This is a genomic window from Martinezella rhizogenes, assembly GCF_007002745.1.
GTDB lineage: Bacteria > Pseudomonadota > Alphaproteobacteria > Rhizobiales > Rhizobiaceae > Agrobacterium > Agrobacterium cucumeris.
The window spans coordinates 485,423-510,597 of sequence record NZ_SGNY01000001.1 but is presented as its reverse complement, the minus strand read 5'-3'; the positions used below and the strand labels follow the sequence as shown (position 1 = coordinate 510,597).

Here is a 25,175-nt window from a genome sequence, read left to right as displayed (position 1 = left end):
ACGCTTCAAACGCCATATATGATCCGATGTGGCGCGGGCGCTCTTGCCTTGGCCACGCAGTTCGGCCAAAACGGCGCCATGATTACGATTACCGACCTTTCCGCCCGTATCGCCGGGCGCCTGCTTCTCGACCATGCCAGCGTGGCGCTGCCCGCCGGCGTGAAGGTGGGTCTCGTTGGCCGCAACGGCGCCGGCAAATCCACCCTGTTCAAGGTGATTACCGGCGATTTTTCCGCCGAAAGCGGTTCGGTCAGCATTCCCAAACAGGCGCGCATCGGCCAGGTGGCCCAGGAAGCGCCGGGAACGGAAGAATCGCTGATATCAATCGTGCTTTCCGCCGACAAGGAACGCAGCGCCCTTGTGGCCGAAGCGGAAACCGCGACTGATCCTCACCGGATCGCCGAAATCCAGATGCGGCTCGTCGATATCGATGCGCATTCGGCCGAGGCCCGCGCGTCCAGCATTCTTGCCGGTCTCGGCTTTAACCACGAGGCGCAGCTTCGCCCCGCCTCCTCCTTCTCCGGCGGCTGGCGCATGCGCGTGGCGCTCGCCTCCGTGCTGTTTGCCGAGCCGGACCTTTTGCTGCTCGACGAGCCGACCAACTATCTCGACCTCGAAGGCACGCTGTGGCTGGAGGAATATATTCGCCGCTATCCGCATACCGTCATCATCATCAGCCACGATCGCGACCTTCTGAACAATGCCGTCAATTCCATCGTGCATCTGGACCAGAAGAAGTTGACCTTCTATCGCGGCGGTTACGACCAGTTCGAGCGCCAGAAGGCAGAGGCCGACGAATTGCAGATGAAGGCCAAGGTCAAGAGCGACGCTGCGCGCAAACATCTGCAAAGCTTCATCGACCGCTTCCGTGCCAAGGCCACCAAGGCCCGGCAGGCGCAAAGCCGCATCAAGGCGCTGGAGCGCATGGGCACGGTTGCCGCTGTTATCGAGGACCATGTTCAGCCGATCACATTTCCCGAGCCCGAAAAACAGCCCGCCTCGCCCATCGTCGCCATCAATGGCGGTGCCGTGGGTTACGAACCGGGCAAATCGATCCTGAAGCAGCTTAATCTGCGCATCGACAATGACGATCGCATTGCGTTGCTCGGCTCCAACGGCAATGGCAAATCCACCTTCGCGAAATTCATTTCCGGCCGGCTTGCCCCGCAGGCGGGCGATCTTCGCACCGCCCCCGGCCTGAAGATCGGTTTCTTCGCGCAACACCAGCTGGATGATCTGGTGCCTGATGAAACGCCGGTAGAACATGTGCGCAAGCTGATGCCGCTGGCGCCTGAAGCACAGGTGCGCTCACGCGTGGCGCAGATGGGCCTTGCGACGGAAAAGATGGCGACGGCGGCGAAGGATCTGTCCGGTGGTGAAAAAGCGCGTCTGCTGATGGGGCTTGCCGCATTCCACGCGCCAAACCTGTTGATTCTCGACGAACCGACGAACCATCTCGATATCGACAGCCGCCGCGCGCTGATCGAGGCGCTGAATGATTATAACGGCGCGGTCATCCTCATCTCGCACGATCGTCACCTCATCGAAGCGACGGTGGACCGGCTGTGGCTGGTTGCCGATGGCACGGTCAAAACCTTCGAAGGCGACATGGAGGAATATCGCGACATCGTCGTTTCCTCCGGCAAGAAAAAGGAAGACAAGACCGAGGCCGCGTCCGATCAGGCGTCGAAGGCAGATCAACGCAAGGCGAATGCGGAAAAGCGCGCCCAGCTTGCGCCGCTCAAGAAAAAGATCAACGAAATCGAATCCCTGACGGCGAAGCTTGAGAAAATGATTCAGGCGCTCGACAAGGAACTGGCGGACCCCGCCCTTTACGAAAAGGCGCCCGCCAAGGCTGCACAGAAGGTCAAGGAACGTGGCGAGGCCGCTGCCAAACTTTCCGACGCCGAAGAGCAATGGCTGATGCTTTCCGGCGAATATGAGGAAGCAATGGCTGGGTGATGCGCGTCAGCGCGGGCCCAATTCCGACGGCTTTTTCAGAAGCCGCCGGATTTATCTGACGCTGCTTACTTGGCGCCGATGGCGTTGAGGCCTTCACGGGCGCATTCCACATCAATGGCACCCGAGGGCGCACCGCCGACGCCGATGCCGCCGACGAGAGCCTCACCGATCTTGATCGGCAGACCGCCGGCCTGGATGACCATGCGCTCGTCCATATTGCGCAGACCATCATTGGCAGGCTTGGAGGCGATGAAATCCGCGATCTCGCCGCTATCACGACCGAGCGATGCGGCGGCGAAAGCCTTGCCGGTTGCGCTGGAGACCGTATGCGGGCCGGAATTATCCGCCTTCAAGACCGTCTTGGTGGCGCCGTCGCGGGTGACGATGGCAACGGTGACGGCGCTACCTTTTGCGACACAAGCCTGAAGCGCTGCCTTGGCCGCCTTTTCAGCCATTTCGAGCGGCAGGTAAGGAGCGGTCGGCAGCGTCTGGGCCAATGCAGCCGAAGGGGCGATCAGAACGGACGCGATGAGAAGATTACGGATCATGAAAAGGTCCTCTTGCTTGATGAGGACTTCAACCTAGGCAAATAAAACACGGCTGCGAATCCGTAAGCCTTGCCGGGTGGTCAGTAGTTCTACCGATCTGCGCCGGCCTCCAGCCACAGCCTCGTCATTTCCGCCTGTGAGGTGGTGCCGAGCTTGAGGCCGATGGCGGCGCGATGACTGTCGACCGTGCGTGGTGACAGGCCAAGCCCATCGGCGATCTGGCGGGTGGTGAAACCGAGTGCGATGCGCTCGAGTATCTCACGCTCACGCGCGGTCAGAAGCGACAGCAACGCCGCCGTTTCCGCCTGCAATGCCCGTGCATCCAGCGTGCGGGCAAGCGTCTGGTGCGCCTTCTGGATCGCGTCGATAAGATCCTGTTCATCCACGGGCTTCGACAGGAAATCCACGGCACCGTTGCGGAAGGCGCGGCGGCAAGCCTCGATATTTCCATGGCCGGAAATGATGATGACCGGCCAGTCGATGCCTTCCTCCACCAGCTTTTCCTGAAGCTTGAGGCCGGTAATGGCGGGCATACGGATGTCGAAGATCAGACAGCCCGGCTCGAGACCCGGCAAATGGCTGAGGAAAGCCGTTGGATCGGCAAATCCCTTCGCCTTGATGCCGACCGTGGACAAAAGCAATATCAGCGCCTTGCGCACGGCGTCGTCGTCATCAACGAGATAGACGGGCAACGTCATGGTTTCATTGCCTCCGTGGTGACCGGCAGGACAACGCGGAACAACGCGCCATTATCCTGCTCGATAAAGAGGATTTCGCCGCCGGCGCGCTCCACCAGCCGCTGGCTGAGCGCAAGACCAAGTCCCATGCCGTTGTTTTTGGTGGTTGCGAAGGGGGTAAAAAGCCGGTCGCGCAATTGCGGCTCCACGCCGGGGCCGTTATCGGCGACTTCGAACAGGGCAAGATCGCCCTCGCGGGTGAGCGTTGCGGTGATTACGCCCTTGCCCTCGGCACCGGCCAGCGCATCAAGGGCATTACGCAGCAGATTGAACATCACCTGCTCCATTTCCACCGGATCGACCCGAACCAGAAGTGGCACCTCTGGCTGGCGGATATCGATGACGACCTGCTGGCGCGCCGCCTCGCCGGTCAGAAGTGCATCGACATTACGCAGCGCAACGCGCAGATCATGGGCCGTGGCCGGATGGCGGTGCGGCAGCGACCAGTTGCGGAAACGGTCAAGCATGTTGGCGGCGCATCGCGCCTGCTCGATCATATCGTCCAGCGCGCCGGAAAGTGTCGCGACATCCTGGCGGGCAAGAAGCCGCCGCCCGGCCTGCGCCTGCGCCAGAATTGCCGTCAGAGGCTGGGTCAGTTCATGGGCAAGGCCGCTCGCCATTTCTCCAAGCGCATTGACGCGCGAGGCGTGGGTCAGCCTCGCCTCCATGCCGCTTAGCTCTGCCCGTCTTTCGGCGGCGCGTATACGTGTTCTCTGCCTTGCCATCACGATGCCGAACACAAAAATGACGCTGGCACCGGCCAGCGCCGCCAGCAAGGCGCCGCCCGGCAGAAGTTCCCGCCAGGTGATGGGAAGCGCCACTTCCAGAAGCAAAGGCTGGCTGTCACTGCTCAGCTGCCGGGCATATTGCGGCTCCACGGGCAGTTGCGGCGGGCCGTATAACAGGGTGCCATCCGGCATCTTCAGGCGGATCACTGCCCGTTGCGCCGACCAGAAGGGGGAATCGGATGCCAGCAGCCGCGCCGCGTCGACAGCCAGCACCAGCGCCTGCCGTGCCGTCTCGCTATTGGGGCTGCGCTTGACGATGAGATAATGGCCGGGCCTCAGCGCACTTGCCAGCAATGCGGGCTTGCCCGTAAACACCGATGACGCGTTGCGGATATCCGCCGCCAGTTCATTTTCCAGCGGTCTGGTTCCGGCTGCGGGACCACCCTCCGTCAACGAGACGAGCTGGACTTCATCGATGCGCGGATAAAATTGCAGAATGGGTGCGGCGATGGCAAGCAGCAGGCCGTGATCCGATCCCTGCTCCGCCTGCGCCACCGCAGACAGCGCCGTCACATGGGCATCATGCTGATCTGCCCGGCGCGTAGCCTCGGCCTGCAAGGCGTCGCTCTGCCGCTCCAGCTCGCCCAGCAGGCTACCATATTGATAGGCCGCCAGGGCGGACACGACCGCGACCATCAACAATGCCCAGACCGCAAACACCCGGAAAAACGACAATACGGGCGCAGGACGCAGATCGCCCGACGATGGCCTATGGCCGGATACGGCATCGGCGATGGTGCGCAGCGATTGCGTGACGCTACCCGCCCTTGCCGCGGTTTCCCCTGACGGCGATTGCCCGGATATTCCGGCTCGTCTGTTCCCTACGTCGTTTTTTTCAAGCATTGGTTCGCTCGCCTGACCGGAAAACACGGTCGGAACTCTGGTTCTTCAAAGCACCTCCTCAGCATAGACCGGGCAAAGATTCAATCCGGAAGACGCCGGCTGCCATGCCAACGCAGCCAGAACGCGGCGACAGAGCGGTACGACATGGCTCGCCGCAAACGCTCTAGGCGCATTCCCTGCGGGGCTGCAGGCGATCGAGCGGCACAGCGGGCGAATAGAGATAACCCTGACCAAAACGGATGCCCATCTGCATGAGAAGCCGGCTCTGCTCCTCCGTTTCTATGCCTTCCGTCACCAGCTTGGCGCCGTAACGCTCGGCGCTTTCGAATGCGAGCGCGATGGCGTCCTTGAAGCGTGACTGATCGAGCCGGGACGTCATCCAGTGGTCGATCTTGACCTCTTCGAAGGGGAACCTCGCGAGCAGGGTGAGCGCGGCATAACCTGTGCCGAAATCATCAAGCGACAGCCGTACGCCTGCTTCGCTCAGCCTGTCGAAATTCTGCTGCACGACATCGATGGCCGGTACACGGCTCATTTCCGTCACCTCGATCGACAGCCGATGCGCCGGAACCGCCATTTCACTGAGGAACGTCACGACCCGGTCTCCGAAATGCGGGGTCGAAAATGACGAGGCGGAAATATTCACAGACAAATGAAAATCCGGCTCAAGGCTCCGCAGATTGCTGAGGTCGCGGACGACCGCCTCGATTGTCGACCACTCGAATTCCACCAGCAGCCGGTGACGCTCGGCAATCTCCAGCACATAATAGGGCGAAAGCGCCTGCCCGCGCGCATCGGTTGCCCGCAGAAGCGCCTCCGCACCGATCATGCGGCGATTGTGCATTTCAAATTTCGGCTGGTAGCATATTGGCGGCCTGCCGGATTTGACCCAATGGACCAGCATCTGCCGAACACCCTCGTCGCGGCTGGCTTTTTCGGCAAAGGAGAAGGGGAAAATCTGCACCGGATTTTCGCTTCTCCTCAGCGCCAAGCTGAGATGCCTGAGAAAGGACGCCACGTTCTGCCGAGAAAGCATGTCCAGGTTGGCCGCGCCGATCTTCAGATGCGGGGCAGGCCCCGCCTCCGCGGAGCGGCAAAATGCGCTCAGCCCTTCATGCAGATGCATCATGAGCCGTGCGCTTTCCGACTTTTCCAGCGAGACCCCTTCGATGACCACCGCAAGTGTCGTATCGCCGAACATGAAGCTGCGCGGCGCATTAGAGTGTGACAACAGGCTGCTGTCACCATCACATACTTCCCGCGCCAGTCGCGGCCAGAAAAGATCGGCCCAGTCCTCGCCTTCGCAGGCGGCGACATCGGCAATATTGACGATTTCTATAAGAAGGAGCGCGTGTGGCACGGGCGGCTCCCGCCTTGCCATCGTTTCGATGTGGTCCTTGAGGGCGCGACGGTTGGGCAGGCCGGTCAGGGAATCCGTCCGCGCCGCGATATCACGCTTCCTCACTTCCTCCCGCGCCCGCGCCTCGCTGCGCAGAACAAGAAACAGGCAGGTGATCATCGGCAGACCAACAACGACCGCCCCCAGGGTGCGGCGGCCGACGCCGCTCAAGAACAGCGCCTGATCGATAAGGCCCAGACCGAACGAGATGGAGATGGCAAACAGCGCCGCAAGAAACCGCACACCAAAAACGGCGAGAATATCGCGCATTCCCAATTCAGTGAAACGGCGTCGACGCATCCAGCCATACATCAATATCCCGAAAGCCGAGATGACGACCATGTCCTGAAAAGCGGCAAGAAACAGCACGGGGCCGCCGATCACGTAGCGCCCGGCAGCAACGAGAAGCAACGCTATTCCGCCACCCTGCCATGAGCCAAGAAGCCCCGCCAGAAACAGCAGATCCGAGCGGATATAGGGTTTGGAAGGCAGCTGGATAAACTCGGAAACCAGAAGCGTCAGCAGAAATCCGGCCACGCCGAAAATGACACCGTAATAAATCTTATAACGCGGATCATCGAGGGCGATCTTGCGGCGCATGAGGATCAACACGGATACCATGCCGATCACCGCAGCTGCCTGGAGCAACAGGAATGGAAGCTCGGCGGCAGCGGCCGCTGCCTGAACGGCGATCAATTCCATCATCTGCAAATCCCCGGTTATTATTTGTTTCGCCGCCGGAGTTCCGGCGTTCGCCTTTCACAATTCCCGTATCTGCGAGGTACGGACTATAACACAGAGCCTGCTGCCACGGCCGGCCCATATCGCCGCCGCAATCCGCATCCCGGTAATTTTCTCCGGAGCGACAATCGCTCCCGCCTGTGGGGCGACCAGCACCGCATAATGCCGCGCCGGGAAATAAAGGAACAGGAGCGGCGTGACAACAAACAACCGGACGGCAACATCCAGCCAGATAATCTCCGGCACCCAGTCCGTATCCACAAACAGGTACCGATTATAGACAACCATGCCGAAATTAATCCACACGTATTGAACCGATGGTTGCTTTCATTGAGTTTACGAATGAACCCGGAAAACCGATCATCTTCAAATAAAAATACCATCCAATTACTCTTTGATACACCCTTAAGAAAAAAATAAAGTTCCAAATTTCAGCAATTATTCAAAACAACTACAAAATTACCATTAAAAAATATTGAAAAGCCGGATTTATGATTTAAACTTGAAACATCACCTATAATTCCAGATATTACTTTATTCCGAAACGACATATTCAGCGTTTTATTTTCCGGTACTGTTCATCAAAAAAGCCATTCCCGGCCGGGACGATCACCTTGCCCCTTCGGCCATTTCTGCTAGAAACTTATAAAGTCACACTTTATTTCATGAAGCACGCACACGGGTACCTCTCCATGTCAGCCACCAAGCTTGCCATCGTCGGCGTCGGTAAAATCGTTCGCGACCAGCATCTTCCAGCCATCGCGGGCAATCCGGATTTCGAATTGATCGCCACGGCGAGCCGGCATGGCACCGTGGATGGCGTTGCCTCCTATGGCACCATCGAGGCAATGCTGGAAGCGGTTCCGCAGATCGAGGCCGTGTCCCTGTGCATGCCGCCGCAGTTTCGTTACGAGGCAGCCTATGCGGCTCTGAATGCCGGCAAGCATGTTTTCCTTGAAAAGCCGCCGGGTGCTACGCTTTCTGAAGTGCAGGATCTTGTCCGCCTTGCGGATTCGAATGGACTTTCGCTGTTTGCAAGCTGGCATTCGCGTTACGCGCCGGCGGTGGAAGCGGCCAAGGCATTTCTGGCTTCCACAAAAATCGACAGCGTGCATGTGATCTGGAAGGAGGATGTGCGCCACTGGCATCCGAACCAGGCATGGATCTGGCAGGCGGGTGGCCTTGGTGTCTTCGACCCCGGCATCAACGCACTTTCGATCATCACCCATATCCTGCCCCGCGCGCTGTTCCTGACCAAGGCGACGCTGGAATTCCCGGAAAACCGCGATGCGCCGATCGCTGCGGACCTGCATTTTTCCGACGTGACGAAAATGCCTATGCGGGCCGAGTTCGACTGGCGCCAGACCGGCAAGCAGAGCTGGGATATCATCGCCGAAACGGCCGGCGGACGGATGGTGCTTTCGGAAGGCGGTGCCAAACTCTCGATCAACGGCGAAGAGAAGCTCTCCCAGCCTGAGCGGGAATATCCCGCCCTTTACGAGCGTTTCGCGGAGATCATCAAGGCCGGCCGCTCCGATGTGGATCTGGCGCCCTTGACCCATGTGGCCGACGCCTTCCTGCTCGGCCGCCACAAATTCGTGGATTCCTTCTACGACTGACAAAAAGGCCGTTTTCAGAACTTCTCAGAGGGCGCGGCTGACAAAACGGTCGCGCCCTGATTTTTTGGCTTGATACAAAGCCTCATCGACGCTGCTCAACAGCGCCGCGCGATCCGCCCCCGCCTGCGGGGCAATCGCACCGCCGATGCTGAGGCGCGCTGCGACCTCATGACCATCGACATCGAAGGGTTCACGGAAGGCGGACAGAAGCCGGTCGGCCAATCCGTTCATCAACACCGACGAGTTGGGATGCGGTATGAAGATTGCAAATTCATCGCCGCCCATGCGCACCACGATATCTTCACTGCGGATAGCATCGCGAATACGCCCGGCAGCGGCAGTCAGCACACAGTCGCCCGCCGGGTGGCCGAATGTATCATTGATCGTCTTGAAGCCATCCAGATCGAGATAGAGAACGCCGAAGGTTTCATTTGCCTGAAGCGCCGCACCCAGCTGGCCATCAACGATCGCCTCCAGCGCTTTGCGGTTATAAAACCCGGTCAGCGGATCGGTCATTGCCGCGTCGCGCAGTTCGCGCTCGGCGAGACTCATGGTGAAATTGGCTTTCTGGAGACGCAACAGCGCCGCCGCCAGCAGCGCGAAATGCCTGAGATTGTCGATTTCGGCGCGGGAAAATTTTCTCGGCACCGTATCGACGAGGCAAAAGGCTCCCACAACGAGGCCCGCCTCCAGTTCGATCGGCGCACCGGCATAAGAACGCAGTTCGGGGCCGCCTTTCACATAGGACATGAAGCGAAAATCCGGGTGTTCCGTCAGATCGGAAATGGCCACGACATCCCGTCGGGTAATGACACGGTTGCAGATGGACAGATCGCGCGGGCATTCCGACAGCTGCATTCCCACCTGTTCGGCGATATGCAGCCAATCCTCATCGACGATGTGAACGGCGGCGCGCGGCACGCCGAACACGCCCTGCCCCAGCTGCGAAAGCACCTTTAGTTCCGGTATTTCCGCATTCTTGAAGGACATGATGGACCTTACCGCGACCAGACGCTCTGTTTCCCCTTCCGGTCGTGATATCGCCTGTCCCATGATGATGTCCTTCTGCTATTTCGTATGAAGCCTCGTCCGGCCGGCACATAATGCAAAAACCGATATGCGGCGCCACATGCGAATTGTTGTCGGTCTGTTTGTGGGCTTCCGCACGCGGTCGGTCTCGACACCTGCCGGCAACTACGCCTTTTTCTGCCAGCGCCCCTCTGGCGACTGTTGCCAATAGGTCAGCGCATGGCCTTCAGTCTTCAGCCTTTTCCAGTGATTTCGCGCCATTTCGAGCTGGTAGGCATCATATCCGTCGAACATGAAGACGATGCGCTCATAGGCCTCTACCGTTGGCGGTTCGGCGCCATCCACCAGAAAGCGGACATTTGCGCCGTTGCCGTTGACTTCCGAGGCTGTGAGCAGAATCGGCTGGCTTTGCGGTGCCGGAGACGCATCCGTGGCGTGCGGCAGAAAACTGTCGTCACGAAAGGTCCACAGATGCGCGTCGAGGAAATCGCGGCGCTCCTCGTCCACCGTCTGGATCGCGACCTTCCAGCCGCGTTCCAGCGATTTTTCGAGCAAAGGCGGCAGCGCATCCTCGAGCTTCGATTCCGTCAGATGGTAGAACAGAATTTCAGTCATCCGCAGACTTCGAACTCCGCTCGCATCAATCTTCGTAATGGGCGCGAACGAGTTCGTTCAAAAGCCGCACGCCGTAACCCGATCCCCAGGACTGGTTGATCTCGGTCATGGGCGATCCCATCGCCGTGCCGGCAATATCGAGATGCGCCCACGGCGTTTCACCCACAAAGCGCTTGAGGAACTGCGCGGCGGTGACGGAGCCCGCCAGACGGCCCGAGCTGTTCTTCATGTCGGCGAATTTGGAATCGATGATCTTGTCGTAATCCTTGCCGAGCGGCATGCGCCACAGCTTTTCCGCCGTCGCGTCACCAGCCTGGGCGAGGCGCGTCGCAAGCTCGTCGTCATTGCAGAAAAGGCCGGCCTGAAGATTGCCGAGCGCAACCGTGATCGCACCCGTGAGGGTGGCGAGGTTGATCATGAATTTCGGGCTGAAACGCTCCTTGGTGTACCAGAGCGCATCCGCCAGAACCAGGCGACCTTCGGCATCGGTATTGATGATCTCGATGGTCTGGCCGGACATGGAAGTGACGATGTCGCCCGGACGCTGGGCATTGCCATCAGGCATGTTTTCCACGAGACCGATAACGCCGATGACATTTGCCTTCGCCTTGCGGGCCGCAAGCACATGCATGAGGCCGGTGACGGCTGCGGCGCCACCCATGTCGCCCTTCATGTCTTCCATGTTGAGGCCGGGCTTCAGCGAAATGCCGCCAGTATCAAAAACCACGCCCTTGCCGACGAAAGCAATGGGTTCATCCTTCTTGGAGCCGCCATTCCACTGCATGACGGCAAGCCGCGGCGGACGGGCCGAGCCCTGCGCCACGCCGAGCAGCGCGTTCATGCCAAGCTTCTTCAAGTCCTTTTCGCCGAGAATCTCGACATCGACACCCAGCTTGCGCAGTTCTTCCGCCTTTTCGGCGAATTCGACGGGGCCGAGAACGTTCGGCGGCAGGTTGACGAGGTCGCGCGCCAGAACGACGCCGCCCGCAACAGCCTCGGAGACGGCAAAGGCCTTTTCCGCTTCCTGATGAGCGGCCGTGATGATGACGACATCGACTTTCTTCGGTGTCTTTTCGTCGTCGGATTTTTTCTTGGTCTTGTAGGCATCGAAGCTATAGGCACGCAGCAGAAGGCCCAGCGCGAAATCCGCAGCGGCCTGCGCGCTGATTTCGACGCCCGGAGCGTCGAGATAGATGGCGACCTTGTCGGTTTTACGGAAATTTGCGGCGGCGGTGCCGCCGGCGCGCAGCCAGTCATGCGCAACAAGTTTCGCCGGCTTGCCGAGGCCGATGACGAGCAATCGGTCTGCGCTCGAGCCCTGCGGCGCGATCACATCGAGCGTCGTCATGGATTTGGCAGCAAATCCCGCAATCTTCGCCGCCCTCTCGATCACGCCACCCGGATCTGCCTCGGAAGCACCGGCGGCGGCCTGCGCCTCACCGGAGGCCTGCAGCACAACGGCCAGCGAGTTTTCAAGCGAAGCGGAATTGGCGAAAGAAATATCGAATTTGGCGGACATGTTTTCCTGCTCTTCATGGTCAAATTGCATGATGCGCACGATCATGGCCTTTTCAGCCCCCGGCGCAACCCTACATTTTTTATGGCCTGATTTGTTTAAAGGCCGACATTCCTTAAAGGTCCACATTCGTTAAAGGAATGACATTTTTGCGGCTGGGCCGATTACGTCATGAAACCGACAGCTTGTTCCACAAAAAGACACAGGCGATGGAAAAATCGTCGTGCAAAACATATTTGTGAGCACGCCGGAATAGCCAATTGCAAACGATGCGATTAGATAGGCGGAAATCCGGCGGGCAATCGCACGGGAAAACAATGTCGAACAGGGCCGTATGAAGCTTCTTGAGAACTATATCCTGCGGCGGACAACGCAGATGTTTCTGGTCGCGCTGTTGCCGGTGCTGGCCATCATCTGGACCATCCAGGTTCTCCAGAGAATCAATCTCGTCACCGATACGGGCCAGTCGATGGGCTCCTTCATGGCGCTCGCGACCCTGATCCTGCCGACGCTGATCCCCGTTGTTTTGCCTTTTGCCCTCGTCATCGGCATCACCCAGACATTCACGGCGATGAACAATGATTCCGAGCTTGCCATCATCGATGCGGCCGGATCGCCGCGCTCAGTGATGTTTCGCCCGGTTCTCATTCTGGCCGCAGTTCTGAGCGCCCTTTCCTTCACCATCACCAATTTCATCGAGCCGCCGGCGCGTAACTCCGCCCGGCAGATGGTGGCTGCGGCCTATGCCGACCTCCTGTCCTCGGTGATCGAAGAAAAGACCTTCCGTACCATTCAGGATGGTCTCTATGTGCAGATCGCCCAAAGGCAGGGCCGTATCCTCAAGGGCCTTTTCGTCGCCGACCGGCGCGATCCGAATTTCGATCTCATCTATTATGCCAAGGAAGGCATGATCGATGAGAGCGGCACATCGCTGACCATGCGCGACGGCGAAGTGCAGCAGAAGACCCCTGACGGCAAGGTGTCGATCGTCAAGTTCCTGTCCTACGCCTTCGACCTTTCGACCATGTCGGAGAAGCAGGATTCCGAACCCTCGCTGTCTCCGGGCGATGCCAGCCTCGGTTTCCTTCTGTCGCCTGACGAGAACAATGCGAGCTACAAGCGGTCGCCGGAAAACTTCCGCAGCGAGCTGCACAAGCGCCTGTCGGACTGGATGTTCGCCTTTGCCTTCGCGTTGATATCGCTGGTCATCGCCGCCGATGCCCGTTCGCATCGCGAGGCGCGCATGCATCCCATGGTCGCCGCGCTGGTAACGGCCTTCATGCTGCGCTGGCTCGGTTTTTACGTCACCAACCAGGTCAAGCAGAGTGCGGCTTTCATTCCGCTTGTCTATGCCGTGCCGGGTCTCAGCGGCGGTGCGGCCGCCTTCATCCTGATAACCGGTCGCAAGCCGAAGATGCCGAAGATTATCGCGGATGCGGCGGGCCGGATGCGCCGTCTGTTCTCCAGCCGGCTGGCGCGCAATTCGGGGAACGGCAACGCATGATTTTCAACACCCTCGCCCGATATTTCCTGAAACGATATCTGATGACGGCCGTCTGGTTCGTGCTTGGCGTATCGTCGATCATCTATCTCGCGGATTTCAGCGAGACGGCACGGCGCATGTCCAGTGTGCCGGGCTATTCGGTTCCGGGCGCACTTGGCCTGACAGCACTTCGCCTGCCGCTGATTCTGCAACAGACCGTTCCCTTCATCGCCCTTTTCGTGGGCATGACGACGCTGATCTCGCTCAATCGACGTTACGAACTGGTTGTCACGCGCGCAGCAGGTGTTTCCGCCTGGCAATTCATCCTTCCTTTCGTCCTCGGATCCGTCCTTCTCGGCATTCTGTCCGTCGTCGTTTTGAACCCCATCGCCGCATGGGGCCAGAATCGGTCGCTGGCTATGGAAGCGGGATGGCGCAACGAAGCCAATGGCGGCCGCCAGCAGCAGATCATTCCATGGATGCGTCAGGCAAGCGGCGGCCAGGATACGATCATCGGCGCCAAGAGCTTCGAGGACAACGGAACGATGCTGCTCGATGTGGTTCTGATCCACCTCGACAAGGACGGAAACATCGTCTCGCGGCAGGATGCCAAGTCGGCAAAGTTGGAAGATGGTTACTGGCTTCTTAACGATGTGACGGAAACGCGCGCCGGGCATGTGCCAGTTCGGCAAGAGAGCACGCAGATCAGTACCAATCTGAGACGCGAATTCGTGCAGGAACGCATGACACAGACGGAAACCGTTGCTTTCTTTGATCTTTCTCACAAGATCGAAGTTGCAAAGTCTTTTGGACTGTCTTCAAAAGCGCTTGAGACGCAGTATCATTTCCTGCTATCGACGCCCCTGCTTCTGGTTGCGATGACCTTGATCGCCGCGACCGTTTCATTAAAGTTCAGCCGCTTCGCCCAATCGCGTTCCGTGATTCTGGGTGGAATCGTTTCCGGCTTCGTGCTTTATGTAGTAACCGTGCTCGTAAGGGCATTCGGGAGTGGTGGTGTTGTCCCTCCCACCGTCGCGGTCTGGGTTCCAGTCGTCGTGGCGTTGGCTTTGGGGGCAACCATTCTGCTTCATCAGGAGGACGGCTAGTGGCGGTATATGACCGCGGGAATATCAGGCGGCTTTGGACGGCCCTTCTGACGGGTGCCGCTGTGTGCGCGTATTTGGCATCAAGCCCGGTCGCTTTTGGCCAGGGCGGGTTGCTTGCGTCTGCAAGCCAAGACGATTCGAAACTCCTGCTTACAGCAAATGAACTGACCTATAATCGCGACTCCCAGCGCGTCATCGCGAAGGGCGTGGTTCGCATGAAATATTCGGGCTACCGCATGGTGGCCCAGCAAGTGGAATATAATCAGCAGACCGGCCGTGTGATCGCGCATGGCAATATCGAGCTGATCGAACCCGGCGGCAACAAGATCTATGCCGACGAGATGGACGTTACCGACGACTTTGGCCAGGGATTCGTCAACGCGCTGCGCGTCGAGACCCCTGATAATACCCGCATCGCGGGTGAAAGCGCCGAGCGTCTCGAAGGCGACCTGATGGTCCTCAACAACGGCGTCTACACCGCCTGTCTGCCCTGCGCCGCAAAGCCTGAAAAGGCGCCGCTCTGGCAGGTCAAGGCCGAGCGCGTTGTCCAGGACGGCAAGACCCATACGATCCGGCTGGAAAAAGCCCGCCTGCAGCTTTTTGGCCATTCGATCGCGTATGTGCCGTTCCTGACGGTTCCGGACAATACGGTGAAGCGGAAGTCCGGCTTTCTGTTCCCGCAGATGAGCATTACCGACAATCTCGGTTTTGGCATCGGCGTTCCCTATTTCCAGGTCCTGTCCGACACATCTGATGTGACGGTTACGCCGACCTATTACACGACGCAGGGTCTGCTGTTGCAGGCGGAATTGCGCCAGCGTTTCGAAACCGGCATGCATACGGTCACGGTCGCCGGCATCAGTCAGCTGAAATCCGACACCTTCACGGCCGGAACCAGCGACGCGCTCAACGACAATCGCGGCATGATCGCCAGCAAGGGCGACTTCACCATCAATCCGCGCTGGGCATTCGGCTGGGATGCCATGGTGCAGACCGACAATAACTTTTCACGCACCTACGGGCTGAAGGGTTACAAGAACGACGTCCAGACCAACCAGATTTATCTGACGGGCACGGGCGAGCGGAACAATTTCGATGCGCGTGGTTATTATTTCAACGTTCAGGACACGGACAATACTGAATCTCTCGAACGTAAGCAGGCCATCGTCCATCCGGTCGTAGACTACCGTTATTTCGTTCCGGATCCGATCTATGGTGGCGAGCTTTCGCTGACCACCAACCTGACCAGCATCACCCGCCTGAAGCAGGACGCATACGCTCTTGGCGGATATTCGCGCTTTAACGGACTTGAGGGTGACTATACGCGCCTTTCCACCGAAGCCGAGTGGAAACGCACCTTCACCATGGATAGCGGTCTGCAGATCACACCGATCCTCGCTGCACGTGGCGATGCTCTGTGGACGGACATGTCCCCGGCAAGCTTCACCTCTGGCGGCACGTCTTATGCCTATGAAGGCATGATGCATGATGACGCGGCGTTCCGCGGCATGGTCACCGGCGGTCTTGAGGTGCGTTATCCCTGGCTCTTCACGGCGCTTAACAGCAGCCACGTGATCGAACCGATCGCACAGATCTTCGTGCGTCCGAATGAGCAATATTCCGGCCGTCTTCCCAATGAAGATGCGCAGGCTTTCGTGTTCGATGCGACCAATCTGTTCGAGCGTGACAAATTCTCCGGTTTCGACCGGATCGAAGGCGGCACGCGCGCCAATCTTGGCTTCCGCTACAATGGCACGTTCGACAACGGTTACGGCGTTCGCGCCGTTGTCGGCCAGTCTTTCCATCTGGCGGGCGAAAATTCCTTCGCATCCTATGATCTGGCGAATGTCGGTGCTGATTCCGGCCTCGAATCCGACCGTTCGGATTACGTCGCCATGGCCGCTTTCGATGCGCCGATCGGCCTTTCGCTGTCATCGAGCCTGCGCCTTGACAAGGACGACCTCGACATCAATCGGTCGGAGACGGGACTCAGCTATTCTGACCGCCGCGTTACCGGCAAGCTCAGCTATACGCAGGTCAAGGCACAGCCGAAATATGGCTATAACGAGGACCGCGACATTGTTCAGGCTTCCGGTATGCTGCGCATGGACGACAACTGGTCGCTATTCGGCTCGATCAATTACGACCTGAACGGCAAGTTTGCTGCAGAGCGCCGGGTTGGCATTCTCTATCAGGATGAGTGCACGATCTTCACTGTAAGCTATTCCGACGAAGGCAACATCAACTCCAGCCGACAGTCTGCCAATGACTGGTCGATCAACGCCCGTCTGGCGTTCCGCACGCTCGGCGATATCAGTGTCGGCTCCGCAAATGAAGACTGGGCCGATATGGATATCGGCTGGAAGCCGAATAATTACTGAGTTTAAAGGCGGGTCACGCAGCATCGTGACCCGCCTTTTTGCCATTCAGCCAGTAAAAGTCACGGTTTCGCCGCAACAACACGCCAGTGTCGGCCAGGTATAAACCTCTATCGGGTTTTCTTTCAACAAACCGACACATTGCCGTCCTACGGATCGCGATGATATATACGTGGCAAAATCGCGGCGCGGACGCGCAAATGCAGGTCTGACAGGCCGGGGAATGTGAAATTTCCACCGTCAGGCAGAACAGACTGGCGGGACAGGGAGACAGGCCCCTGCCCGACGAAAGGGAGAAGGACATGATGAATTTCGGAAAGACGGCTTTGCGTGGCGCTGCTTTCGCCTTTGCGATATTTGCCGTTCCCATGGCCGCCGTGCCCTATACCGGCCAGGCTTTCGCCGATGCCACGGTCAAGATCGTCGTCAACAAGACACCGATCACCAATGACGATATCGCCAAACGCGTCGCCTTCCTGAAGCTGCAGCGCCAGTCCGGCAATCTCAACGAAAAGGCGCGCGAGCAGCTGGTCGATGAGGCACTGAAACGCGAGGAAATCGGCCGGGTGAAAATGTCGGTCAGTACCGAGGAGGTCGATGCCGCTTTTGCGCGTTTTGCCGGCAACAACAAGATGAAACCGGATCAATTGTCGAAGGTGCTGGCACAGGCGGGCGTCGGCGCTGACCATTTCAAAGCCTTCATCGCCGTGCAGATGAGCTGGCCTCGCCTTGTCAACGCCCGTTATGGCGCACGCGGCAAGATGTCGAACCAGGACCTCGTTACCCGCCTGCAGGAACGTGGCAACAAGCCGGTCACGACCGAATATTTCCTGCAGCAGGTCATCTTCGTCATCCCGGAGTCCAAGCGCAATTCCATTACCGGCAAACGCAAATCCGAGGCTGAAGCTTCGCGCAAGCGTTATCCCGGCTGCGACCAGGCCATGACCTTTGCAGCAACCATGCGCGACGTGGCGATCAAGGATCTTGGCCGCATTCTCGCGCCTGAGCTGCCGGAAGACTGGAAGGCGCTGGTTGAAAAGACCAAGGAAGGCGGCACCACCGGAACGCGCGTGACCGAAAAGGGTGTCGAATATCTGGCCATCTGCAAGCAGCGTCAGGTTTCCGACGACTATGCGGCGGAGATGGTGTTCAAGTCCGAAGACCTGATGAAGGCCAAGGACGGCGAAAACCCGAACGAAAAGAAGTATATGGATGAGCTGCGCAAAAAGGCGCAGATCGTCAACACCTGATACTGATACGAAAGCCGGGTCTTTCCGTGACACATGCATCCCTGCCGCTTGCCCTGACACAGGGAGATCCAGCCGGTATCGGCCCCGATATCGCCATTGCCGCCTGGGCCAGGCGTCAGGAGAACGGTCTGCCGCCGATTATCTTTATCGGTGATCCCGACGTAGTGACCAGCCGTGCGGCACTGATCGGCATGCCGGTCAATATCGAGACCTGCGATGTGGCGGATGCCGTAAGCGTTTTTGATCGCGCTTTCCCAATCCTGCCGCTTCCCGTCGGGTTCGAGGTTCAGGCGGGCCAGCCACATGTCGGAGCAGCGCATGCGACGATCAAGGCGATAGAAACCGCCGTTTCCCTGACTGTTGAGGGCAAGGCTGCAGCCGTCGTCACCAATCCGATTGCAAAATCCGTGCTTTACGAAGCGGGTTTCGGATTTCCGGGTCATACGGAATTTCTGGCCGATCTCGCTTTGCGCCTCAAGGGTGAGCAGGTGATGCCGGTGATGATGATTGCCGGTCCCAAGGTCCGCGTCGTCCCGGTCACGATCCACATCCCCGTCAAAGACGTGCCGGCAGCGTTGACCGAAGAACTGATTGTCGAGACATGCCGTATCGTCGATGCCGATCTGCGGCAGAAATTCGGAATAGAAGCTCCGCGTCTGGCGGTTGCCGGGCTTAACCCGCATGCGGGCGAGGACGGCGCGCTTGGCACCGAGGACCGCGACGTGGTTCATCCGGCGACCATGCGGCTACGCAAAGACGGGATCGATGCTTTCGGCCCCCTGCCCGCCGATACCATGTTCCACGACGCCGCCCGCAAGCGCTATGATGTCGCCGTGTGCATGTATCACGATCAGGCACTCATTCCGGCCAAGGCACTCGGCTTTGACGATTCGGTCAATGTCACGCTCGGCCTGCCCTTCATCCGCACCTCGCCGGACCACGGCACCGCCTTCGGCATTGCCGGTCAGGGCATCGCCAATGAGGCAAGCCTTGTGGCGGCGCTGAAGATGGCGGCGGAAATTTCCGCCCGCAGTCGGGCCGTCGCATAATGGCGGCCATAGACGGACTGCCGCCGCTGCGCGATGTCATCCAGCGCCATGGGCTCGATGCGAAGAAATCCCTTGGGCAGAACTTCCTGTTTGATCTCAACCTCACCCAGAAGATCGCCCGGACAGCGGGGCCGCTTGAAGGCGTGACGGTGATTGAGGTCGGCCCGGGACCTGGCGGCCTCACCCGCGCCATTCTTTCGCTCGGTGCCAAAAAGGTCATCGCCGTCGAACGCGACAGCCGCTGCCTGCCGGCGCTGGCGGAAATCGAAGCGCATTATCCCGGGCGTCTCGAGGTGATTGAGGGCGATGCCCTCAAGACCGATTTCGAGGCGATGATTCCCGCCGGTGAACCGGTGCGTATCATCGCCAACCTGCCTTACAATGTCGGCACACAATTGCTGGTCAACTGGCTTCTGCCAAAAGCGTGGCCGCCTTTCTGGCTCTCCATGACGCTGATGTTCCAGAAGGAAGTCGGCCAGCGCATCGTGGCTGAGGAAGGCGACAATCATTACGGCCGCCTTGGCGTTCTCGCCGGCTGGCGCACGGTATCGGAAATGGCCTTCGACGTGCCACCGCAGGCCTTCAGCCCGCCGCCGAAGGTGACGTCCACCGTCGTGCACCTGCTGCCCAAGGACAAGCCGCTGCCTTGCGATGTCGCCAAGCTTGAAAAAGTGACCGAGGCCGCCTTCGGTCAGCGGCGCAAGATGTTGCGCCAGAGCGTGAAGAGCCTTGGCGGCGAAACGCTGCTGGAAAAAGCGGGCATTGACCCCACGCGACGGGCGGAAACGCTGTCGGTGGAGGAATTCGTGACATTGGCGAATTGCCTGTAACACGCTCTGTGATGCACTGTTCTGGACGGTGGGACACAGGTTCGTGGACCCTGCGATTAGAGGAACAAGCGTGGAGAATGCCGGTTTTCACTACAAGCTCGATGTTCCCACCGAAACACCCGACTGCGCGGTTGTCCTGCTGCATGGATCGGGACGAACGGAAGAGGACCTCATCTCCTTTGGCCGCGCCACCTTTCCTAAGGGCGTCTTATATGCGCCGAGAGGGGCTGTTCCCTGGGAGAATGGCTTCGCGTTTTTTCGCAGAAGGCCTGACAGACAGCTCGATATCGACGATCTGAAACATCAAGCTGCCAGACTATGCCGGTTTGTCACCTTCGTGTTTCAGCAGACGGGGCAAAGACCCGTTCTCGTCGGATATTCGAACGGTGCGATCATTGCGGCTGAAACGATATGTCAGGACCGCCATCCGTCAAAGGGCGCTATCCTGCTTCGCCCACTATCTCCGAGGAGTGAACAGCCTCTTCCAAACCTCGCAGGGTATCCCATACTTTTGCTTGCGGGCGCCCGTGACGACCGGCGTCACCCCTCCGATGCCCCGCATCTGGCCGGTCAACTGGCTGCAGCCGGTGCGGAGGTCATTCTGGAAACGATCGACGCGGGCCATGGATGGGCAGAAGATGCCATGGACGAGCGACTGACCGGTCAATGGCTGGCGCGTGGACCCGCAGCGTAAATCAGAGCTGCGGCTCTTCCTCGAGCAGCGCCCGCACAAAATCGAACATGCCGTGACGGCGGTCGCGGCGGACGCGTTCGGCTTTTACGATGGCCTCCACGGCTTCGAAGGCCGCCTGCAGGTCGTCGTTGAGGATGACATAGTCATAATCGCGCCAGTGCTCTATTTCGGCGCGGGAATTGACGAGGCGCGTCTTGATGACCTCTTCGGTGTCTTCTGCCCGGCGGTGCAGGCGCGATTGCAGTTCGGTCATGGTCGGCGGCAGGATGAAGATCGAAACGACGTCCGCCTTCATCTTGTCCTGCAGCTGCTCGGCGCCCTGCCAGTCGATGTCAAACAGCATGTCGCGGCCGACAGCCATGGCGTCTTCCACCGGCCCGCGCGGGGTGCCGTAAAAATTGCCATGAACCTCTGCCCATTCCAGCAGCGCATCGCTATCCCGCAAGCGCTCGAATTCACGCTTGGAAATGAAATGGTAGTGGATGCCGTCAATCTCGCTCTGGCGGCGCGGGCGCGTCGTGACGCTGACGGACAGACCGATATTCTTGTCCTTGTCGAGCAGGTTGCGGGCAATCGTGGATTTGCCTGCGCCCGATGGTGAAGAAATCACCAGCATCAGCCCTCTGCGGGCAATCGTGACGGGAGAATCATTCACCGGGGCCATGGGGTCTACTCCAGATTTTGGACCTGCTCGCGGAACTGGTCGATAACCACTTTCAGCTCTATGCCTGCTGCGGTTACCGCACTGGCGTTCGATTTGGAACAGATTGTATTCGACTCGCGGTTAAATTCCTGTGCAAGAAAATCGAGCTTGCGGCCGACAGGCCCGCCAATCGTCAAAAGCTCGCGCGACGCCTGCACATGGGCGCGCAGCCGGTCCAGCTCTTCACGCAGGTCCGCCTTGGTGGCGATCAGCGCCGCCTCGGCGTGGAGGCGATCACGATCGAGCCCGTGCATGCCCTCGCCGATCAGGGCGATCTGCTGGGCAAGCCTTGCCGCGATCTGTTCCGGCTGGCGGGAAGGATCATTTTCAATAAGCTCCACAAGCATCTCGATCCTGTCGATCTGTCCGGACAGGATGGCAAACAGCGAAGCACCTTCCCGCTCGCGCATGTCCTTCAGCTTCTCGATGGCAACTGCAAAACCGGCAAGCACATCGGCGTTGCGTTCGGCCTGTGCCTCAGCGGCATCTTCCGCCTCGCGAAAATCGACGAGGCCGCGCAGTGACAGCAGCGTATCAAAACTCAGCGGCTTGTCTTCCACGATATCGCCAAGCTCTTGTTTGAGCGCCAGAACAGCGGCGAGAGCATCACGATTGATGACGGCCTCCAGCCGGTTTTCCGCAATGGCCAGCGTCAACCCCGCCTGAATGTTGCCACGGGAAAGGTGCCCGCCCGCGATTTCCCGCAGGGCCGTTTCCAGCGCTTCCAGACCGCTCGGCAGGCGCAGGCGCATATCAAGCCCCTTGCCGTTTACCGAGCGCAGTTCCCACGCCCAGCGGTAACGGCCGGATGTTCCTTCGCTGCGCGCAAAGCCGGTCATCGATTGTAATGTCATATCTGGAAGCCCCCCCGTCATGCCGTACAAAACCGGGCCTCGCGTTTGGCAGGGCCCGGTCAGGATCATCAATCAGTTGTTGGTCGGTTTTTCCGCCTCTGCGCCGCCCGGCTGGCCATCCACGGCCACATCCGGATTGGCGCCGGCTGCCGCCTTTTCCGCCTCGATCTTGCGCCAGCGGCGGACATTGGCGTTGTGCTCGTCCAGCGTCTTGGCAAAGACGTGGCCGCCCGTGCCATCGGCAACGAAATAAAGGTCGTCGGTACGCCACGGATTGGCAACCGCCTCAAGTGCTGCCCGGCCCGGATTGGCGATGGGAGACGGCGGCAGGCCCTTGATGACATAAGTGTTGAACGGCGTCTGCTTCTGCAGGTCCGACTGATAGATTGGCCGGTCGGAGGGTTTGCCGTCGCCGCCGAACAGACCATAGATGATCGTCGGGTCGGATTGCAGGCGCATGCCCTTCTTCAGGCGGTTATAGAAGACGGAGGCGACATGGGCGCGCTCGTCATCCTTGCCGGTTTCCTTTTCGACGATCGAGGCAAGCGTGACGAATTCCTCGACGGTCTTGATCGGCAGGTCGGGGTCGCGCCGTTCCCAGATCATGTCGATCAGCTTGTCCTGCGCCGCGCTCATCTGGTTGATGATCTCTTCGCGCTTGGTGCCGCGGGTAAAGCGATAGGTGTCGGGGCGCAGGCTACCCTCTTCCGGCAGGGCGGAGGGCAATTCGCCATCCAGTACCTCGTCTGCGGCAAGGCGCGCGAACATCTGCTTGACGGTCAGACCTTCGGGCAGCGACACGGAATAAAGGATCGACTTGCCCGATTCCAGCAGCATCATGATGTCCTTCATCGATGCGCCGGCCTTGATCTCATATTCACCCGCCTTCAGCGTCTGGTCCTTCTGCAGGTAGCTGCCGGTCATCAGGCGGAAAATGCGGGCATTCGAAACGACGTCGTTGCGCTCGAGATTATTGGCAATCTCGATAATGCCAGCGCCGTTGCGCACCGTGAAATGTGTGTTCGTCTGAAGCGGACCGGGCTCCTGGAACGCATTGATCATGTAATAGAAAGCGGCAATGGCCAGGACACAGACGGCAACCGCAAGCGTCATCAGAAAATTCAGGAAGATCACCAGCTGGCCATGGGCCTTGCGGGAGCGCTTCGGCGGGGCCGGCACCTTTTCCGGGCGCAGCGCCTCGGTTGGGGATTTCGGAATGATCGGGCCGCGATTGGATTCGCCCGCGCCGTTCTGTCCGTATGGTCCCTGGCTGTTCTGGTTCGTGTCGCTCACCGTCGGTCCTTTTCAGTTCGGCGTTGTCAGCGCTTTTTGCGCAGGTAATGCGGCAAAAACAGGTTCGGAATATCTTCCTGCACCACATAGAGATATCGTGAAGGCTTGCTATTCCGCTTCACGAACATCGTTTCGGACAAAGCCGATGGAGGAAGCAGCCTGCGGCCGGAAATCACCCCGAACCGGCAAACGCTTCCCATAAACGACTACAATATCGGCGCGAAAACCGGAATGGCTTTCGCAAGCCGCAATGCGTTCTTCAAAGGAAAGAACGTCCTTTGTCAGCACCCGGTGGGAGGGCGCCAGCGGCGGCAAGCCGCCGCCGCAATTATGCTTCGTAACGACGCAACACGAGAGAGGCGTTGGTGCCGCCGAAACCGAAAGAGTTCGAGAGCGCCACATTGACCTGCCGCTTGCGCGCCTTGTGCGGCACCAGATCGATCTTCGTCTCGACATCGGGATTGTCGAGGTTCAGCGTCGGCGGAACGATGTTGTCACGGATCGCGAGCGTGGCGAAAATCGCTTCGATCGCACCCGCCGCACCCAGCAGATGGCCGGTGGCCGACTTGGTGGAAGACATGGAGATCTTCGAGGCCGAATCGCCGACAAGCCGCTCGACTGCGCCAAGCTCGATCGTATCGGCCATGGTGGAGGTGCCGTGGGCGTTGATGTAGTCGATATCGTCAGGCGTAAGACCAGCGCGCTTCAGCGCCATCAACATGCAGCGATAGGCGCCTTCGCCGTCCTCGGACGGGGCCGTGATGTGGTAGGCATCACCGGAAAGGCCATAACCAACGACTTCGGCGTAAATCTTCGCGCCGCGCGCCCTGGCATGTTCCAGCTCTTCCAGAACGACGATGCCTGCGCCCTCACCCATGACGAAACCGTCGCGGTCGCGGTCATAGGGGCGGGATGCCTTCTGCGGGTCGTCATTGTGCTGAGTGGAAAGCGCCTTGCAGGCGGCAAAACCGGCAAGCGCGATGCGGCAGACCGGCGATTCGGCACCACCGGCAACCATGACGTCGGCATCGCCAAGCGCGATCAGCCGGGCGGCGTCGCCAATGGCATGCGCACCGGTCGAGCAGGCCGTTACCACGGAATGATTCGGTCCGCGCAGCTTGTGGCGGATGGAAACCTGGCCGGATACGAGATTGATCAGACGGCCGGGAATGAAAAATGGTGAAATGCGGCGCGGGCCCTTGTCGCGCAGCGTATAACCCGCCTCGACAATGCCTTCCAGGCCGCCGATGCCGGAGCCGATCAGCACGCCTGTCGCGATCTGGTCCTCATCCGTTTCCGGATGCCAGTCCGCATCGGCAAGCGCCATGTCGGCGGCGGCCATGCCGTACAGGATGAAAGGATCGATCTTGCGCTGTTCCTTGGGCTCCATCCAGTCATCTGCATTGAACGTGCCATTGGAACCGTCACCGACGGGAATGCGGCAGGCGATCTTTGCGGGCAGGTCCTCGACTTCGAATTCAGTCACGAGACGGGCGCCATTCTGGCCGGCGAGCAGCCTTTCCCAGGTGACTTCCGTTCCACATCCAAGAGGAGATACCATGCCGGTACCGGTGATAACGACACGCCTCATCGCCAATGCTCCGCCCTTATCCAAATCATCGGTCTTTTCTGCAATGCCGGACGCCATGGACTGACGTTTGCGAGACGCTGCAGCATTTCAAATGTCCGCATAATTTTCGCCGCGCACCGTTTCCGGCCGGGGAACTTATGCAGAGCC

21 protein-coding genes are annotated in these 25,175 nt (G+C 59.3%); 9 read left to right on the top strand and 12 right to left on the bottom strand.

The window, feature by feature from the left end; all coding sequences use genetic code 11:
* Positions 1–78 precede the first annotated feature (78 nt).
* The gene (locus EXN68_RS02575; protein WP_142839507.1) at positions 79–1,962 is read left to right on the top strand and encodes an ABC-F family ATP-binding cassette domain-containing protein; all 1,884 of its coding nucleotides are present in this window, start codon (positions 79–81) and stop codon (positions 1,960–1,962) included.
* Between the two features lie 65 nt (positions 1,963–2,027).
* Here EXN68_RS02575 and EXN68_RS02570 read toward each other — a convergent pair whose 3' ends face one another.
* The 5 genes from EXN68_RS02570 to EXN68_RS27560 form a co-directional block, all read right to left on the bottom strand.
* Positions 2,028–2,510, bottom strand: a complete 483-nt coding sequence (locus EXN68_RS02570; RefSeq protein ID WP_142839506.1) for a GlcG/HbpS family heme-binding protein — start codon at positions 2,508–2,510, stop codon at positions 2,028–2,030.
* Positions 2,511–2,599: 89 nt separating this feature from the next.
* A complete protein-coding gene (locus EXN68_RS02565; RefSeq protein WP_142839505.1) occupies positions 2,600–3,208 on the bottom strand; it encodes a response regulator transcription factor in 609 nt (202 codons plus the stop codon).
* Entirely contained in the window at positions 3,205–4,671 is a 1,467-nt protein-coding gene (locus tag EXN68_RS02560) for a sensor histidine kinase (protein ID WP_404944517.1), read from the bottom strand. Before EXN68_RS02560 ends, EXN68_RS02565 begins: the two co-directional genes overlap by 4 nt.
* A 370-nt stretch (positions 4,672–5,041) precedes the next feature.
* The gene (locus EXN68_RS02555; RefSeq protein WP_142839504.1) at positions 5,042–6,982 is read right to left on the bottom strand and encodes an EAL domain-containing protein; all 1,941 of its coding nucleotides are present in this window, start codon (positions 6,980–6,982) and stop codon (positions 5,042–5,044) included.
* A gap of 54 nt (positions 6,983–7,036) precedes the next feature.
* Positions 7,037–7,306 (bottom strand): hypothetical protein, encoded by a 270-nt coding sequence (locus EXN68_RS27560; protein WP_193559491.1) that lies wholly within the window; start codon positions 7,304–7,306, stop codon positions 7,037–7,039.
* A 404-nt stretch (positions 7,307–7,710) separates the two neighbouring features.
* Between EXN68_RS27560 and EXN68_RS02545 the strand changes: the two genes are divergently transcribed.
* A complete protein-coding gene (locus tag EXN68_RS02545) occupies positions 7,711–8,637 on the top strand; it encodes a Gfo/Idh/MocA family protein (RefSeq protein WP_142839503.1) in 927 nt (308 codons plus the stop codon).
* A 24-nt stretch (positions 8,638–8,661) separates the two neighbouring features.
* On the opposite strand, the gene EXN68_RS02540 is transcribed toward EXN68_RS02545, so the two are convergent.
* The 3 genes from EXN68_RS02540 to EXN68_RS02530 all read right to left on the bottom strand — a co-directional run bounded on the left by EXN68_RS02540 (position 8,662) and on the right by EXN68_RS02530 (position 11,800).
* The gene (locus EXN68_RS02540; RefSeq protein WP_142839502.1) at positions 8,662–9,690 is read right to left on the bottom strand and encodes a sensor domain-containing diguanylate cyclase; all 1,029 of its coding nucleotides are present in this window, start codon (positions 9,688–9,690) and stop codon (positions 8,662–8,664) included.
* 141 nt (positions 9,691–9,831) lie between these two features.
* Positions 9,832–10,281 carry a DNA polymerase III subunit chi gene (locus tag EXN68_RS02535; protein WP_142839501.1) on the bottom strand — a complete coding sequence of 150 codons (450 nt, stop codon included), beginning with the start codon at positions 10,279–10,281 and terminating at the stop codon, positions 9,832–9,834.
* Between the two features lie 25 nt (positions 10,282–10,306).
* Complete coding sequence (locus EXN68_RS02530) at positions 10,307–11,800, bottom strand: leucyl aminopeptidase (protein WP_142839942.1); 1,494 nt, start codon at positions 11,798–11,800, stop codon at positions 10,307–10,309.
* 331 nt (positions 11,801–12,131) lie between these two features.
* Here EXN68_RS02530 and lptF point away from each other — a divergent pair, with 331 nt between their 5' ends.
* The 7 genes from lptF to EXN68_RS02495 all read left to right on the top strand — a co-directional run bounded on the left by lptF (position 12,132) and on the right by EXN68_RS02495 (position 20,587).
* Positions 12,132–13,301 carry an LPS export ABC transporter permease LptF gene (gene lptF / locus EXN68_RS02525; RefSeq protein WP_142839500.1) on the top strand — a complete coding sequence of 390 codons (1,170 nt, stop codon included), beginning with the start codon at positions 12,132–12,134 and terminating at the stop codon, positions 13,299–13,301.
* On the top strand, positions 13,298–14,386 hold the full coding sequence (gene lptG / locus EXN68_RS02520) for an LPS export ABC transporter permease LptG (RefSeq protein WP_142839499.1): 1,089 nt from the start codon (positions 13,298–13,300) through the stop codon (positions 14,384–14,386). Before lptF ends, lptG begins: the two co-directional genes overlap by 4 nt.
* A complete protein-coding gene (locus tag EXN68_RS02515; RefSeq protein ID WP_142839498.1) occupies positions 14,386–16,767 on the top strand; it encodes an LPS-assembly protein LptD in 2,382 nt (793 codons plus the stop codon). Before lptG ends, EXN68_RS02515 begins: the two co-directional genes overlap by 1 nt.
* A gap of 299 nt (positions 16,768–17,066) precedes the next feature.
* Positions 17,067–18,014 carry a SurA N-terminal domain-containing protein gene (locus EXN68_RS02510; RefSeq protein ID WP_142839497.1) on the top strand — a complete coding sequence of 316 codons (948 nt, stop codon included), beginning with the start codon at positions 17,067–17,069 and terminating at the stop codon, positions 18,012–18,014.
* A gap of 26 nt (positions 18,015–18,040) precedes the next feature.
* Positions 18,041–19,063 carry a 4-hydroxythreonine-4-phosphate dehydrogenase PdxA gene (gene pdxA, locus EXN68_RS02505; protein WP_142839496.1) on the top strand — a complete coding sequence of 341 codons (1,023 nt, stop codon included), beginning with the start codon at positions 18,041–18,043 and terminating at the stop codon, positions 19,061–19,063.
* A complete protein-coding gene (rsmA, locus tag EXN68_RS02500; RefSeq protein ID WP_046798814.1) occupies positions 19,063–19,893 on the top strand; it encodes a 16S rRNA (adenine(1518)-N(6)/adenine(1519)-N(6))-dimethyltransferase RsmA in 831 nt (276 codons plus the stop codon). Before pdxA ends, rsmA begins: the two co-directional genes overlap by 1 nt.
* A gap of 70 nt (positions 19,894–19,963) precedes the next feature.
* Complete coding sequence (locus EXN68_RS02495; RefSeq protein ID WP_142839941.1) at positions 19,964–20,587, top strand: alpha/beta hydrolase; 624 nt, start codon at positions 19,964–19,966, stop codon at positions 20,585–20,587.
* 1 nt (position 20,588) lies between these two features.
* Here the strand turns inward: EXN68_RS02495 and gmk are convergent, their stop codons facing one another.
* The 4 genes from gmk to fabF all read right to left on the bottom strand — a co-directional run bounded on the left by gmk (position 20,589) and on the right by fabF (position 25,028).
* Positions 20,589–21,251 (bottom strand): guanylate kinase, encoded by a 663-nt coding sequence (gmk, locus tag EXN68_RS02490; RefSeq protein ID WP_142839495.1) that lies wholly within the window; start codon positions 21,249–21,251, stop codon positions 20,589–20,591.
* Between the two features lie 5 nt (positions 21,252–21,256).
* Positions 21,257–22,144 (bottom strand): YicC/YloC family endoribonuclease, encoded by an 888-nt coding sequence (locus EXN68_RS02485; RefSeq protein ID WP_142839494.1) that lies wholly within the window; start codon positions 22,142–22,144, stop codon positions 21,257–21,259.
* A 72-nt stretch (positions 22,145–22,216) separates the two neighbouring features.
* Positions 22,217–23,437: an endolytic transglycosylase MltG gene (mltG, locus tag EXN68_RS02480; protein WP_142839493.1), complete on the bottom strand. Its 1,221-nt coding sequence runs from the start codon at positions 23,435–23,437 to the stop codon at positions 22,217–22,219.
* Positions 23,438–23,765: 328 nt separating this feature from the next.
* Positions 23,766–25,028, bottom strand: a complete 1,263-nt coding sequence (gene fabF, locus EXN68_RS02470; protein ID WP_142839492.1) for a beta-ketoacyl-ACP synthase II — start codon at positions 25,026–25,028, stop codon at positions 23,766–23,768.
* Positions 25,029–25,175 lie beyond the last annotated feature (147 nt).

Excerpts from the sequence above, each read along its gene's own strand:
- EXN68_RS02535 (WP_142839501.1), bottom strand. The coding sequence starts at position 10,281 with ATGACTGAAATTCTGTTCTACCATCTGACGGAATCGAAGCTCGAGGAT.
- EXN68_RS02545 (WP_142839503.1), top strand. The coding sequence starts at position 7,711 with ATGTCAGCCACCAAGCTTGCCATCGTCGGCGTCGGTAAAATCGTTCGC.
- EXN68_RS02570 (WP_142839506.1), bottom strand. The coding sequence starts at position 2,510 with ATGATCCGTAATCTTCTCATCGCGTCCGTTCTGATCGCCCCTTCGGCT.
- EXN68_RS02540 (WP_142839502.1), bottom strand. The coding sequence starts at position 9,690 with ATGGGACAGGCGATATCACGACCGGAAGGGGAAACAGAGCGTCTGGTC.
- lptF (WP_142839500.1), top strand. The coding sequence starts at position 12,132 with ATGAAGCTTCTTGAGAACTATATCCTGCGGCGGACAACGCAGATGTTT.
- EXN68_RS02555 (WP_142839504.1), bottom strand. The coding sequence starts at position 6,982 with ATGATGGAATTGATCGCCGTTCAGGCAGCGGCCGCTGCCGCCGAGCTT.
- rsmA (WP_046798814.1), top strand. The coding sequence starts at position 19,063 with ATGGCGGCCATAGACGGACTGCCGCCGCTGCGCGATGTCATCCAGCGC.
- EXN68_RS02530 (WP_142839942.1), bottom strand. The coding sequence starts at position 11,800 with ATGTCCGCCAAATTCGATATTTCTTTCGCCAATTCCGCTTCGCTTGAA.
- EXN68_RS02510 (WP_142839497.1), top strand. The coding sequence starts at position 17,067 with ATGATGAATTTCGGAAAGACGGCTTTGCGTGGCGCTGCTTTCGCCTTT.
- EXN68_RS02565 (WP_142839505.1), bottom strand. The coding sequence starts at position 3,208 with ATGACGTTGCCCGTCTATCTCGTTGATGACGACGACGCCGTGCGCAAG.
- lptG (WP_142839499.1), top strand. The coding sequence starts at position 13,298 with ATGATTTTCAACACCCTCGCCCGATATTTCCTGAAACGATATCTGATG.
- EXN68_RS02560 (WP_404944517.1), bottom strand. The coding sequence starts at position 4,671 with ATGGTCGCGGTCGTGTCCGCCCTGGCGGCCTATCAATATGGTAGCCTG.
- EXN68_RS02575 (WP_142839507.1), top strand. The coding sequence starts at position 79 with ATGATTACGATTACCGACCTTTCCGCCCGTATCGCCGGGCGCCTGCTT.
- gmk (WP_142839495.1), bottom strand. The coding sequence starts at position 21,251 with ATGGCCCCGGTGAATGATTCTCCCGTCACGATTGCCCGCAGAGGGCTG.
- EXN68_RS27560 (WP_193559491.1), bottom strand. The coding sequence starts at position 7,306 with ATGGTTGTCTATAATCGGTACCTGTTTGTGGATACGGACTGGGTGCCG.
- EXN68_RS02485 (WP_142839494.1), bottom strand. The coding sequence starts at position 22,144 with ATGACATTACAATCGATGACCGGCTTTGCGCGCAGCGAAGGAACATCC.
- fabF (WP_142839492.1), bottom strand. The coding sequence starts at position 25,028 with ATGAGGCGTGTCGTTATCACCGGTACCGGCATGGTATCTCCTCTTGGA.